This is a genomic window from Burkholderia stabilis (assembly GCF_001742165.1).
Lineage (GTDB): Bacteria > Pseudomonadota > Gammaproteobacteria > Burkholderiales > Burkholderiaceae > Burkholderia > Burkholderia stabilis.
The window spans coordinates 241,578-256,277 of the sequence record NZ_CP016444.1; the positions used below are offsets into that span (position 1 = coordinate 241,578).

General features: G+C 67.9%; 8 protein-coding genes. 1 reads left to right on the forward strand and 7 read right to left on the reverse strand.

Annotation, left to right across the window (positions count from 1 at the left end):
* Positions 1-37: 37 nt before the first annotated feature.
* The 7 genes from BBJ41_RS33720 to BBJ41_RS33750 all read right to left on the reverse strand — a co-directional run bounded on the left by BBJ41_RS33720 (position 38) and on the right by BBJ41_RS33750 (position 13,260).
* Positions 38-2,926 (reverse strand): glycoside hydrolase family 2 protein, encoded by a 2,889-nt coding sequence (locus BBJ41_RS33720; RefSeq protein WP_069750671.1) that lies wholly within the window; start codon positions 2,924-2,926, stop codon positions 38-40.
* 76 nt (positions 2,927-3,002) lie between these two features.
* Positions 3,003-5,495 (reverse strand): GH92 family glycosyl hydrolase, encoded by a 2,493-nt coding sequence (locus tag BBJ41_RS33725; RefSeq protein ID WP_175984638.1) that lies wholly within the window; start codon positions 5,493-5,495, stop codon positions 3,003-3,005.
* A gap of 537 nt (positions 5,496-6,032) precedes the next feature.
* Positions 6,033-7,220, reverse strand: coding sequence for a beta-propeller fold lactonase family protein (locus tag BBJ41_RS33730; protein WP_069750673.1), 1,188 nt, complete (start codon positions 7,218-7,220; stop codon positions 6,033-6,035).
* 122 nt (positions 7,221-7,342) lie between these two features.
* Complete coding sequence (locus BBJ41_RS33735; protein ID WP_069750674.1) at positions 7,343-8,845, reverse strand: M81 family metallopeptidase; 1,503 nt, start codon at positions 8,843-8,845, stop codon at positions 7,343-7,345.
* Positions 8,846-8,960: 115 nt separating this feature from the next.
* Entirely contained in the window at positions 8,961-10,385 is a 1,425-nt protein-coding gene (locus BBJ41_RS33740) for an aldehyde dehydrogenase family protein (RefSeq protein ID WP_069750675.1), read from the reverse strand.
* A 36-nt stretch (positions 10,386-10,421) separates the two neighbouring features.
* Positions 10,422-11,819, reverse strand: coding sequence for an aspartate aminotransferase family protein (locus BBJ41_RS33745; RefSeq protein WP_069750676.1), 1,398 nt, complete (start codon positions 11,817-11,819; stop codon positions 10,422-10,424).
* 49 nt (positions 11,820-11,868) lie between these two features.
* Entirely contained in the window at positions 11,869-13,260 is a 1,392-nt protein-coding gene (locus tag BBJ41_RS33750; RefSeq protein WP_069750677.1) for an APC family permease, read from the reverse strand.
* A 251-nt stretch (positions 13,261-13,511) separates the two neighbouring features.
* On the opposite strand from BBJ41_RS33750, the gene BBJ41_RS33755 reads away from it, so the two are divergent.
* On the forward strand, positions 13,512-14,606 hold the full coding sequence (locus tag BBJ41_RS33755; protein ID WP_069750678.1) for an AraC family transcriptional regulator: 1,095 nt from the start codon (positions 13,512-13,514) through the stop codon (positions 14,604-14,606).
* Positions 14,607-14,700: the final 94 nt, after the last annotated feature.

Below are 14,700 nucleotides of genomic sequence, written 5' to 3' on the forward strand. Positions count from 1 at the left end.
CCGCACACGCGGCGTCGCATCATGAGCCGCCGCGCGTTCAGCAGGTCGCGAACGTCGGTGTTGCCTGATCGACCGCCAGCGCACGCTCGTTGAAAACGACCGGCACGCCGCCGAGCCCCAGCTTGCAGTTCGGACGATCGAGCCGCCACCCGTCGATACGCAGCGCGACGCGCGACATCGGCGCGCCGCTTGCATGCGGCAGGTCGATCGTGATCTGCCGCTTCGCGCCCGGAACCAGGTTCAGGTAGTTGTCGCTGTAGAACGCGGGCAGCACGCGCGCGCCGGTCGACGGATCGAATACCTGCAGGTGCGTCATCAGCGCGACTGCGGCGCCGATGTTGGCGACGTCGACCGTGATGCGCGTCGTCGTGCCGTCGGCCTCGGTCGACGTCGCGCTGACGGAAACGGCCGCACCCGGCATCGTGTCGAGCGACGTGTAGGCGGTATCGCCGCCGTCACGCTGCCGCCAGTAGATGTTCTCCGCGAGCGGATTGCCGCCCGCATCGGCCAGCGCGAGCGACACAATGCACACGTCGGACTTCGCGGCGGCCATGGCAGACGCCAGATTCGCCACCACGCGATACGACGCCTTCGCGACGCCGCCGACATCCGCGGTGGTCCGGCTGCTCAGCGTGCCGTCGAGGTTGTACACGTGCATCTCGACGCGGCCGGTGACGGCCGCCGCCGTGTGATTGGCGATCGTCACGTCGGCAGTTTGCGCATCGAGGATCGCATTGACGCGGCGGCACCCGTGCCGCACCGCGAAGAACGACGCGTGCTCCTCGAGATCGTGGCTGTACATCTGCCACACGAAGCTCGGTTGTGCGGGGTTCGTCATCCACATGATCACGCCGGTGGCCGGCGACGTGATCTTCCCGGCGACCGGGCCGATCATCACGGCCGCATTCGCCTCGTAGATCGAGCGAATGCATTCGTAGTTCATCATCTGCGCCTTGCGCACGAAGTCCGCGAGATTGCGGATCGCCCCGTAGCGCAGCGCCGTCATCGCGATGTAGCCGGCGCCGCCGCTGTCCGAAATCCCGTATTGCCAGTACCCCGCGCCGTTGCCGTTCATGTCGCGATCGGCCCAGAAGTCGTCGGGGCATTCATATGAACCGGCCGGCAGCATCGCTTCGACGAATTCGAGCGTCGGGATCGAATGCGAGCCGACTTCGTTGTGGAAAGCGACCTGCGTCGTGCCGTAGCCGCGGCCGAACGCGGCCTGCGGCGACGCCCAGTTGTACGGGCCGCCGGACGAATAGCCGTTCACCGCGCCGGCGCCGGTATCGCCCGCCGAACTCGTCAGGCACAGGCGCTGCGGGTCCAGCTCGGCGACGAGCGCGTCGAGCCCCTTGACGACCGCCGCCGGCGGCGAGCCTTCGTTGCCGCCGCACCAGAGCAGGATCGACGGACGGTAACGGTTGCGCGCGATGACGTCGCGAATGTTGTCGAGGTCGCGCGGCACGTTCGCGGGCCCGGCGCCGTTTCCTTCGGTCGAGAAGAAGAAGTCCTGCCACACGAGTATCCCGTAGCGATCGCACGCATCGAAGAAATCGCCGCTCGTGCTCTGCCCGTTCCAGTTGCGGATCAGGTTCAGGTTCGCGTCGCGATGGAGCCGCACCTGGTTGAACAGCCGTTCGCGCGGAATGCGCTTCAGCGCTTCGTCGAGCCCCCAGTTGCCGCCCATCACGAGGATCGGCAAACCGTTGACCGTGATGCTCAACTGCGAGCCGAGCCCGATATCGCGCGCATAGTCGATGCGGCGCAGGCCGATGTTCAGCGCACGCTGGTCCGACAGCTTGCGCGCCACTTCGACGCCGACCGTCACCGCGTAGAGATTCGGCTCGCCGTACCCGTTCGGCCACCACAGACGCGGCTGCGTGATCGACAGCGCCGCGATGTCCGACGACGTGAGCGACACCTTCAGCGTCGTACTCGACGCGGGAATCGCGATGTCGTGGCGGAACGGCGCGCCGTTGCCGATCGTGCCGACGACGGTCGCGACGAGGTCCACGCCGGCGCCGTTGTCCAGTTCGAGATCGAGCCGCAGCTCCGCCCGCGAAAGATCGGCCGACAGCGTGTGCGCGACGTTGATCGCCGCGATGCGCACGGCGCCGGTCGTGCACCACGACACCGGCTGCCAGATACCCAGATTGCGGTCGGGGATCGTCGGCAGCCAGTCCCAGCCGGCCGAACAGAAGAACGTCGGCCCGTTCGTCAGCGTGACGCCGGTCGGGCCGCCGTTGCGCCCGCCGCGCGTGACGCCGCTCTTGTAGCTCGGCAGCAGCGGCCCTTCCGAGAAATCCAGCTTGACGACGCGCACCGCGAGATTGGCCGTGCCGCCCGCCTGCGGCGCGAGCCGCGTGATGTCGAACGAACCTTGCTTGAATGCGCCTTCGAGCCGGCCGACGAGCGCGCCGTTCAGCCAGATCTCCGCGCAATAGTTGACGCCGTCGAAATTCAGCCACAGCCGCTGCCCCGGCTGCCGGGCCGGCGCCGCGAACGTCGTGCGATACCAGTAGTCGGTGTCCTTCAACGTATCGGGAATGGTGTCCGTGACGATGCGGCCGTAAAACGGATCGGGATACTTGCCGTTGACGATCATGCTGTTCAGCACGGTGCCGGGCACCGTCGCCGGCACCATGCCCGTGACGCCGGCCCCGCTCGACAGTTGCGCGCCGCCGGCGCCGGACAGGCTGCTCGCAGGCGCGAACGCCCAGTGTTCCGACAGTTCCTGCGTGGCGAGCAGGCTGTGTTCCGGGTCGCCCGGCACGCCGGGCAAGGTGGGCGTGACCGTCGCGGGACCGTCGCCGCCCGGTGTGCCGGGCAACGGCGAATCGATGTCGCCATTGCAGCCCGCGAGCCAGCCCGTGCCGACCAGTGCGGCGCTGTACGACAGGAATTTCCGGCGTTCTTTCGACGTCATGGGTTGCCTCCCTGATTGCGTCGTCATCGTCGCGGGCGGGCGCCCGGTGCGAAACCGTGCGCCCGCCCGGTCGCATTCATCGCACGCCGGCCTGGCGCAGGCGCGTCGCGGTTGGCGAGACGCCGGCCGTCATCCGCGTGTAGTCGGCGTTCGGCCCGGAAGGCGGCGTCAGGTTGTCGGCGGCGGCCCATTGCGTCGGCGCAGCGGACAGCGCGTAGTTCATCGTCCCGCCGTTGGCGATCGTGCCGAGCGGCAGCCATGAACCCGCGTAATCCGCACCGTTGACCTTCAGCGACTGGATATACGCAAACGAAGGATGGCCCGAGTCGTCCATCGCGACCTGCTTGTCGCTTTCGAGCCGCAGCGTCTTGCCGTTGCCGAACCAAACCGTGATCCCGCTGAACTGCGGCGTGGACAACGCGAGCCCCGCTTCCGACGGAATCACCGGGAACATGCCGAGCGCCGCCCACACGTACCAGCTCGACGTCGCGCCCATGTCGTCGTTGCCCGGCAGCCCGTCGCGGTCGGTCGTGAACGCCTTCGACATGATGATCGGGAGAACGTACTGTGCGCCGCTCGGCTGGCCGGCCCAGTTGTAGCCCCACGGCGACTGGAACGACGGCTCGTTGCCGATGTACAGGGTGTCGGAAGACTCGCCGCCGTTCAGGTCGCCGGAACCCGGAACGGTCGAGAACGGCGTGGTGATCGCGAACAGCCTGTTCAGCCGCGCGACGGCCGCCTGCTTGCCGCCGATCGCGTCGATCAGCGCGGACCAGTCCTGCGCGAAGGTCCAGAAGTAGTTCGGCTCCGTCGATTCGTGGAACGAACCCTGCACGAGCGTGCCCAGCGTACCGGGCGCCGAACCGGCCGGCGGTGCATTGCGCGCGGCGATCACCTGGTTCGTGTAGTCGAAGATGTTGCGCCACCAGGACGCCCGTGTGTACAGCGTGCCGATGTTGTCGGGCGTCACGCCGACCGACGGCGCGTTCAGCACGCTGGCCGGCAGCGCCTGCAGGAATGCGGCCGCCGAACGGTCACTCAGCACGCGCTCGATCGTCGCGGACGACGAGTGACCGTCATCGCCCTGCGACAGGTAGTGGGCGGTCAGGAAATTGGGGAGCCCCGGCGCGCTCGCGCGGTCGTTGCATGCGCTCGACGGATCGAACACGGACTGCTTCGTCAGGCGCGCGGCCGACACCAGATCGAAATCGGTCGCGCCGAACTTGTAGGCGCCCGCAATCACGTTCAGCGCGTTGTCGCCCGCCATCGGCGTCGAATCGTCGCTGCCGTCGACCCAGTGCGGGAATGCGCCGCATTGAAGCCCGTCGACGACGAGCGATTGCATCATGTCGCTGGTTTCCTTCGGCGCGAGCAGCGCCAGCAGCTGCGTCTGCGACCGGTACGTATCCCACAGCGAGAAGCCCGTGTAGTGATTGCCGGCGCCGCCCTGCGAACCGTCGGCGCGGCGGAACGCGTAGTCGCCGACCTTCGCCGTCGCGCGCGACGGAATGGCGCCGGTCTGGTCGACCGATGTCGGAAAGCCGCCGTTCGCGTTCCTCGGCTGGCGCATGCTGCGGAATTCGCCGTTCGTGTCGCTGTAGAGCGTCGGTGTGCCGAACACGTGATAAAGCGCGGTATAGAACTTCGTGAGGTTCGCCTTCTGCGTCGCGTTCAGCGCGGCGGGATTCGCCGCCTGGTCGATCTGGATCGTGTTGAGCCGGTCGTTCCACAGGCCGGTCGCGTTTGCGCGCGCATCGTCGAACGCGAGTTTCTCGCCCTCGGCTTTCAGGTTGGCCTGCGCGTTCCCGACGCTGACGGAGGAAATCCCGACTTTCACGGTCACGGTCCTGTCCGCATCGGTCAGGTCGAACTGCAGCGTCGCCGCGCCGTTGCTGGCGGTATTCACCGACGACGTGCCCGCCTGCTTGCGCAGCGGCTTGTCGAAGGTCGCGTAGAAATACACGGGCGCGTTCCACACCGTGCCGTACGGCGTGCAGAACGCAGGCGCCACGGCCTGCCCGCTCATCGACTTGCCGTCGCTCGCGAGCGCCAGCGCGACGTTGTTCGCGGTGACCTTCGTGCTGCCCGAATCGCTGTTGCCGTTCAGCTTCGCATCGATCGAGAAAAAGCCCTTGTCCTTGTCCGTGTACGTGAAGCGCGCCACGCCGGAGCGGGCCGTCGCGCTCAGCTCCGTGACGATGCCGTTCGCGAGGCGGACCTTGTAGTACCCGGGTTGGGCCGTTTCATCCGCATAGTTGTACGCGACGCCGGTCGGCCTGCCGCCCGACGCGACCGCCTTCGCCGCGTCGCTCGGCAGCATCGCGACCGTGCCCTGCCCCGGGCAGCCGACGCCGCTCAGGTGGGTCACGCTGAAGAAGTCGATCGTGCCGCCCGACCCGCCCGACGACAGGTAACCGCCCGATCCGTTGAAGTTGTAGCGCGGCGTGTTCGGCCCGAAGTTCACCATGCCGAACGGCACCATTGCGCCCGGGCTCACGTTGCCCGCGTAGCCGGAATCCGAATTGACCTGCGTGCCGATGAGCGGGTTGACGAATTGCGTCAACTGCATGTTGGTGCGCGCAGGCGGGGTTGGCTGTGACGGCTGCGAAGGCTGCGAAGGCTGCGAAGGCCCGGACGTCGCCGGCGTATCTCCCGGGCCACTGGCGGTCTTCGCGACGCCGTTCACATCGTCGCCGCCACACGCGGCAAGCGCTGCACTGATCAGTGCAGCGACGATCAAGAGTGTTGGATTTTTCATTTTTCGTTTAGTGCTGTTAATTAAAACGAATCGTCCGGCGTCGACCGCTGCCGCCCTCCTCCTGCATCCGGGAATGTCACATGCTTCCCAGGCGCTTACAGTGCCGCAGCGGCTGTTTATTCACTACAGGAAGTTTCCCGAATTTTCAGTTTGTTTAACTAAACAAACGGGAGTTAAGTGGCTTTGGGTACAAATTGCCGCCGCTTGTTGCGTTGCAGCGGCGCGGGAGAGGGTCATGCATCGACAGGCGCCCGGTGAATCCGGGCGCCGCATGACCTCGGGGATGAGCGTGAATCGATGGATACGCGCACCGGCGCGTACGTCAGTGCCGACGCGATGCGACGCGTATCAGCGCGGCAGCGTCCGCAACGAAGACGGCCCGCCCGTCAGCGCGATGCGCTTGCCCGTATCGCGCAGCTTGCCGCCTTCCACCGCATACAGCGCAAGCTGCCGCTCGACGTTGAACTGCACGATCACGTGCCGGCTGTCGGCGGTAAACACGATGCCCTGCGCGGCTTCGCCGCCGGGCACCTCGCTGGTCTTCACGGCCTGGCCGTCGCGGATCTCGAACAGCAGCACCTTGCCGATCTTGTGGCGGCCCGGATTGTCGGGCGTCAGGTTCGAGCCGTCCATCGCCTGCACGGCGATCCACTTGCCATTCGGCGAAATCGCGACGCCTTCCGGCAGCGACGGCACCGTCAGATACTGGACCGTGCGGAACGGCACGTGCGACACGTCGATCAGCGCGATCGAATCGGCGTCGCCCGCGAGCGTGCCCGTATAGCCCGGCAGCCCCGCGAGCCCGACGTTGCTGACGACGGCCCAGCGGTTGTCGCTCGACACGTCGATCGTATAGGGCGCGACGCCCGTGCTCAGGCGCGTGCCGCTGTCGGTCACCTTGCCGTCGTCGACGTTCAGCACCGCGACACCCTGCTCGTCGCGCAGCGACACGAGCGCATGCTTGCCGTCGTGCGTGAAGCTGATCCCCGCCAGCCGCTTCTTGCCGATCTTCAGGTTGCCGTCGAGCGTCACCTGCGCACCGTCGATGCGCAGGATCGATACGCTGCCGTCGACGTTCGCGACGAGTGCGAGCCGGCCCGCACGATCGATCGCGATCCCCTGCGGATGCGTGCCGAGCTCGATGCGCGTGATCGTAGGCGGTGCCGCGTCGAGCTTCACGACCTGCAGGAACGTGTCGTACACGAGCTGCTTCGCGGCCGTGTCGTAACGCGTCGGCGCGCCGACGAGCGCGAGCTTCGCGTCGGGTGTGATCGCGACGGCCTGCGGCGGCCCCTGGATGCCGTTCTCGACGTCGACCTGCAGCGCGACTTTCGGCGGGAACGTGCTGGCGTCGAGCAGCGTCAGCGTGTCGGCGGGCGGCGAGGCCGGGAAGGTGTCGCGGCCCTCGACGCGCTGGTACTTGCCGTCGTTGCCGGACACGATCCAGTCGGCGGCGTGCACGGCAACGGCCGTCGTGGCGAGGGTCAGCGCGGCGAGCAGGCGCGCGCTGCGCTGGCGGAAAGGATTCGAATGCATGGCGGTCGGTTCTCCGGATCGGTTGCGTACGCAATGGATTGCCCGACCCTGCTGCTCGACGGGCCGGCGCCATCGCATGATGCCCGAAAGCGCGCGAACCCGGCGTCTCGCGCCCCGCTTCGTCAGGCCGCCGGTCGCGCGCGCGGCTCCCACCGGGCGACGTCGTCGAGCGGATACACGGGCCGCGCGAGCCGCTCGTAGCGAAACAGCCCGTAGTCCGAGCCCGTCACGCCGCGGCTGTCGCATTCGACCAGCGCGGCCGCGATCGGCACGAACACGGGCCGGCAATACATTCGCGACTTCAGCAGCAGGAAGCGCGCGCGGCGCGGATCGACGCCGACGCTCTCGAACACGCCGAGATCCCACGGCTCCTGCGTGCGCTCGGTGACGACCAGCGTGGCCGCGCCGATGTCGAGCACGGCCGTGCGGCCCATGTACGCGCGCTGGCCCGTATACGTCGGCCCTGTAATCACGTATTCGCCGTCCGTGAGCGCGCGCACGATGCCCGTCGCGCGAAACGGCTCGCGCCGCACGCCGCCGTGCGACGGCAGCCGGTTGCCGACCGGCACCGTGACGGTCGCGCCGACGCCCGCATCGATCAGCGCCGCGACGGCTTGCGGGTCGCACAGCGGCCCGCTGACGATGCCGTCGAGCCCGTGCGCGAGCGCGGCTTCGAGCAGGTCCATCGTGTCGCACGGGCCGCCCGACATGCAGTTGTCGCCGTGATCGAGCATCAGCACCGGGCGGTCCGCGCCGCGCGCGAGCGCCGCAGCCTGCGCAACCGATTCCACCAGCGGTGCGCTGCGGTAGACGAACGCGTCGCGCTCATCCCAGATCTGCCGCGCGATACGCTCGGCCACCGCATCGGCCGCGGCCCGATCGCCATCGGCCACCACGACCACGCTGATGCAGGGCGCGGGAATGTCCGCGAGCGAAAAGCCCGGCAGCACCGATACCGCGAGCATCCCGTCTGCCTCGGCCGCGCGCGCGGCCTCCACCGCGCGCCGCATCGCGCCTTCCGCGCTCGCGCTGCGCAGCGTCGACGTCATCAGCGGCGGCTGCCGCCATGCGAGCACGGGCCGCGCACGGCCATGGAGCCGATCGAACAGCACGCGCGCCGCATGCTCGCCCGTCTCATACATGTCGACATGCGGATAGGTCTTGAAACTGACGATCACGTCCGCGTGATCGATCATCTTCTGCGTGACGTTCGCGTGCAGGTCGAGCGCGACCGCGATCGGTGCGTCGGGCAGCGCCGCGCGCACACGTGCGAGCAGGTCGCCTTCGCCGTCCGCGCTCTGCTCGGCGACCATCGCGCCGTGCAGGTCGAGCATCACCGCATCGCAGCCGGGCGCGGCCGCGACGATCGCGTCGCAGATCGCCGCATACGCATCGGCCGCGACGGGCCCGCTCGGGTTCGCCGCAGCCGACACAGGTGTCACGACCTCGGCGCCTTCGCGCGCGGCCGCGTCGAGGAACGCGGCCATCGCGGTACGCATCCCGTGGTTCGCGCGATACGCGTCGTCGCCCCAGTCGGGGCCGTTGCGGCCGAACGCGGCAAGCGGCGTCGGCACCGGCGAGAACGTGTTGGTCTCGTGGTTCATCCGGGCGATCAGGATCTTCATCGCGCGCGGCCCTCCGCAATCGCGGCCGCGCCGCCCATGCCCCCGGTCATCTCCAGAACCTGCATCGTCGAATTCCTCGCAATCGATGAAAAGGCGCGGCGAGCGCGCCCGGTGCTCAAGCGTACCCCGTCGTGCCCTTCGTCTCCAGATATTCGACGAGGCCGAACTCCGCATACTCGCGCCCGTTGCCCGAGCGCTTGTAGCCGCCGAACGGCGCGGCAGGATTCCACGGCGGGTAGTTGATGTGGACATTGCCGGCGCGCAACCGGGCCGCAACCCTGCGCGCGCGCTCGATGTCCTTCGACTGCACGTAGGCCGCGAGCCCGTAGACCGAATCGTTCGCGAGCGCGACGGCCTCGTCCTCCGTCCGGTAGGTCATGATCGACAGCACCGGCCCGAAGATCTCCTCGCGCGCGATCGTCATGCCCGGCGTGACGTTCGAGAACACCGTCGGCCGCACGTAGAACCCGTCGCCGAGCCCGTCCGGCCGCCCGGGGCCGCCGGCGACGAGCGTTGCGCCCTCGTCGATGCCGAGCTGGATGAAATGCTGGATGCGGTCGAACTGCGTGCGGCTCACCACCGGCCCGATGCCGGTTTCCGGCGAGCGCGGATCGCCGACCACGGTACGCGCCGCCTCCTCGCGCGCCGCCTGCTCGGCCCGCGCCAGATGGTCGGCATGTACGAACATGCGCGTCGGCGCATTGCATGACTGGCCGCTGTTGCTGAAGCAGCTGCGCGCGCCGCGCGTGACTGCGTCCTCGATGTCGGCGTCGGGCAGGATCAGGTTCGGGCTCTTGCTGCCGAGCTCCTGGTGCACGCGCTTCACGGTCTCGGCCGCCGCCTTCGCGACCTCGACGCCCGCGCGCGTCGAACCCGTGAACGACACCATGTCGACATCCGGGTGCCGCGACAGCGCATCGCCCACTTCGTGCCCGTACCCGTGCACCAGGTTGAACACGCCGGGCGGCACGCCGGCTTCGTGCAGGATCTCCGCGAACAGGATCGCGCTGAACGGCGCGATCTCGCTCGGCTTGAGCACCATCGTGCAGCCGGCGGCGAGCGCCGGCGCGACCTTGCACACGATCTGGTTGATCGGCCAGTTCCATGGCGTGATCAGCGCGCACACGCCGATCGGCTCGTGCGACACCAGCAGCGAATCGGTCTGCGTGCTGAACCGGAACGACTGCAGCGCGCGGATCGTCTGCTCGAGATGCGCGGTTCCGACCGCGGCCTGCATCGCGCGCGAGAACGCGATCGGCGCGCCCATCTCCTGGCTGATCGTTTGCGCGACCTCTTCGTAACGGCGCTGGTAAATCTCGAGCACGCGCCGCAGCAGCGCGACGCGCTCGTCGACCGGCCAGCGCGAATACGTATCGAACGCGCGCTTCGCCGCGCCGACCGCATGATCGACGTCGGCCGCGCCGCCGATCCTGAGCTGCGCATACGGCCGCGCGGTGGCCGGATCGATCACGTCGATCGGCTGCGCGCCGGCCGGATCGAGCCACTCGCCGCCGATATAGGACTGTTGTGACGTTCGCATCGAATACTCCTGTTTTAACGGATGCCGGCGCGGCGCTCAGCGCGTCGCACGCGCATAGGTATCGACGAGGATGTCGCGGATCTGCGCGACGAACCATACGATCTCGTCGCGCGACATCACGAGCGGCGGCGAGAACTGCACGATCGGCGTGCCTTCGTGATCGACGCCCGCGCGACACAGCAGCCCCGCGTCGAAGATCGCCGGCGCGAGCAGCGTCGACACGAACGTCTGCGCACTGATGCCGGCCGCCCACTTGCGCGCGGCCTTGTCGGTCACGAGTTCCAGCGAATAGTGGTAACCGTCGCCGCGCACGTCGCCCACGCAAGGCAGTTCGAGCAGCGCGTCGAGTGCCTGGCGGAACACTGCTTCGTTGTCGCGCACGTTCGCGAGCACGCCTTCGCGCTCCATGATCGCGAGGTTCGCGAGCGCGGCCGTACACGCGACCGGATGACCGCCGTACGTCGCGCCGTGCAGGAACATCTGCTGCGGGCCGTCGAGGATCGTATCGACGACCGCATCGCTCGCAATCACGCCGCCGAGCGGCACGTAACCCGACGCGATGCCTTTCGCGAAAGTGATGACGTCCGGCTTCAGCCCGTAGCGTGCCGACCCGAAATATTCGCCGAGCCGGCCGAACCCGCAGATCACTTCATCCGCGACGAGCAGCACGCCGTGGCGATCGCAGATGTCGCGCAGCCCGGCCGCGTAGCCGGCCGGCGGCGTCAGGCTGCCGCCCGCGTTCTGCAGCGGCTCGACGACGATCGCGGCGACCGTGTCCGGCCCTTCCTGGATGATCAGCGATTCGATCTCGTCGAGCAGATGGCGCGTGAACTGCGCTTCCGTCTCGCCCATCGGGCGGCCGTAGCGCTTCGTGTTGCTCACGTGCCGCACGCCCGACATCAGCGGCTCGAAATGCTTGCGGAAATTCGTCATCCCGTTCAGCGCGAGTGCGCCGAACGACGTGCCGTGATACGCGACCCGACGCGCGATGAACTTGCGCCGATTCGGCTCGCCGCGCGACTGGTGGTACTGGCGCACGAGCTTGATCGCCGCTTCGTTCGACTCCGAGCCGCTCGACGTGAAGAACACGCGGTTCAGCCCGTCCGGCGCGAGCGCCGCGAGCTTGTGCGCGAGCCGGATCGCCGGTTCGTGGCCATAGCCCCAGTTGGTCGCAAACGGCAGCCGGACCATCTGCTCGCGGATCGCGTCGCCGATTTCCGCACCGTGGCTGTAGCCGACCTGCACGCAGTACAAACCGGCCAGCGCATCGAAATAGCGCTTGCCGTTGCGATCGACGAGCCAGCAGCCTTCGCCGCGGTCGAACACGGTCAGCGCGTGGTCGCGATACGCATCGGCGTGCGTGAAGTGCATCAGCAGATGGCGCTTGCCGAGCGCCTGCAGGTCCGCATCGAGATTGACGTCAACAGCGTTCATGGGTCACTCCTCCTTCAGGTTTCAGGGCCGGCATCCGCCGGCCGGTCATTCAATTCATCGACAGCGTCGGCGCCGGGCGCGTGAAGCCGCGCGTCAGCCACACGAGCTGGCAGAGCCCGAGCACGAGCCAGCCGATGCCGACGTAGAAGGTCTGGCGCGACAGCCCGGACCAGAGCCACACGTTCATCGCGAAGCCGATCGCCGGCATCACGCCGAACGTGATCCAGCCGGCGACATGACGGTTTTCCGCGCGGCACAGATAACTGCGCATCACGCACAGGTTCACGATCGCGAACGCAACGAGCGCGCCGAAGCTGATCATCGTCGACGCGAGATCGAGCGTGATGAACAGCGCGGACAGCGACACGGCGCCGACCGCGAGCGTCGCGCGCACCGGCGTGCGCAGCCGCGCATGCAGGTGGCCGAACACGCGCTCGGGCAGCACCCGGTCGCGGCCCATCGCGAACAGCACGCGCGTCACGCTCGCCTGTCCGGCCATCGCGCTCGCGAAGCAGCCGGCCACGTACACCGCCACGAACAGCGCCGACAGCGCGCCGCCGCCGATGCGCCGCATCAGTTCGAGGCTCGCCGAATCGAGATCCTTGAACGCGTGCCAGTCGGGAAACACCACTTGCCCCACGTACGCGATCAGCATGAACAGCAAGCCGCTTGCCAGCGTGCACAACAGGATCGCGCGCGGCACCGTGCGCCGCGGCTCGCGCGCTTCCTCCGACAGCGTGGTGACCGCGTCGAAGCCGAGAAACGACAGGCACAGGATCGCGGAGCCGGCGAAGATCGCACTCGCATCGCCCGATGCCGGCAGCGCGACCGCCAGCGACAGCCCTTCGCCGGCCGCGACCCGCGCCGATGCGATGACGAAGATCGCGATGAACACGAGCTGGCTCGCGATCAGGATCAGGTTCACGCGATTGACGAGCCGGATGCCGACGATGTTCAGCCCGGTGATCAGCACGATGCTCGCGACGATCCACACGCTCGCGGGCACCAGCGGAAACAGCTGCTTCATGTAGATGCCGATCGCGAGGTAGCTGATCATCGGGATGAACAGGTAGTCCATCAGCAGCGCCCAGCCGACCATGAAGCCGGCCGACGTGCCGAAGTTGCGGCTCGCGAACGTATACGCCGACCCGGCGCTCGGCATCAGCCGCGCCATGTGGCCATAGCTGCGCGCGGTGAACAGCATCGCAACCAGCGTGACCGCGTACGCGGCCGTCAGATGCCCGTTGGTTTCGCTGGTCACGAGCCCGTAGGTCGTGAACACCGTCATCGGCAGCATGTACGCGAGGCCGAAGATCACCAGCGTCGAGAGTCCGAGCAGATGCGGCTTGCGGCGTCCGTCCGCGTCGTCTCGATGCATGCGCGTCCCGATGTCATTCATCGCGGCGACTGATGCGGATCGACCTGGCCTGTCGTTGTCCATGCTGTCCTCACGTAGGTGGCTTCCATGACTTCAACGCTCGTTCGCGCGGCACGGCCGGCGTGTCACGATTGGAAGAAAGTGTGGTGCGCCAAAAAATCGAGGACGAATGAGAAAAGCGGACGTAATCGGGGGATATTTCCGGACGCATTGCCGCGCGTCGCGCCGGCCGGTCGTGCATGATGCAGCGCCGCACTGGCGTTTCGCGGACATTCCGGCTATGTTCTACGCGAACCCGTCGCCCCGTCAGCCCCATGGATAGCCGCTCCCATCGAAACCAGAGCCGGGCCGAACGCAGCCTGCGTTCGTCGCTCGGCCTCGCGCGTCCCGCCGGACGCCAGGAGGACATTCCCGCCACCGTCCACGCGATCGCGGTCGCGCTGGACGAGTGCCGCGTGCGGCACATCGACGGCGCCGCGCTGCTCGAGGGCACCGGGCTCGGCGCGGACGAAGTCGCGTCGCCGAACCTGCACGTGAATCGCGGCCAGGAGCAGCGCTGTTTCCGCAACCTGCTGCAATGCAGCGGCGTGCCGTCGATCGGGTTGTCGATCGGCGCGCGGCTGCACGTGTCGACGCTCGGGCTCGCCGGCTACGCGATGCTGATCAGCGGCTCGGTGATGCAGGCGTTCCGGTGCATGAGCCAGTTTCCGCTGTTCATGGGGCTGTATTTCGACGTGCGCACCGACGCGCATGCGGAGGGCATGAGCGTGACGATCGGCCGTTACAACGGCGAGCCCGATCTCGAGGTGTTCCAGGTCGACATGTGCCTGTCGAGCCTGCGCCTGATCGTGTCCGACCTCGTCGGCAAGCCGGTGTGGCCGGAGCAGCTGCATCTCGCGCGCCGCACGCCGCGCAACGCGGCCGACTACGCGCGCCACTTCGGCTGCAAGGTCGTGTTCAATGCCGGCGACAACCGTCTCGTGTTCACGTCCGTGAACGGCACGGAAGCGCCACGTCTCGCGAACGAAGTGAGCTTCAACGCGCTGCACGGCCAGTGCGAAGCGCTCGAACGCCAGTGGGCCGCGTCGGTCGGCACGCGCTTCGCCGATCGCGCGAAGGAGCTGATGGCGCGCGACCTGGCGCGCTTCAAGTCGATGACGTCGCTCGCGAACGCGCTGCACCTGACGGAGCGCACGCTGCGCCGGCGGCTCGACAAGGACGGCATCACGTTTCAGGCGCTGCTCGACGAGGTGCGCCACGACGAAGCGGTGCGGATGCTCGACGATCACACGCTGACGGTCGCGGCGATCGCGGAGCGTCTCGGCTACAGCGAGCCGCGCAGCTTCCGGCACGCGTATCGGCGCTGGACCGGAAAGACACCGCGCGCCGACCAGGACGTCGACGCGTGAAGCGCAGCGGTTACGCTTTCGTTTCCGGCACCGTGGCTGTTTGCACACGAAATCCGTGACCCGTTTCCGCCCGGTGGCGCAATGCCGCGTGGCT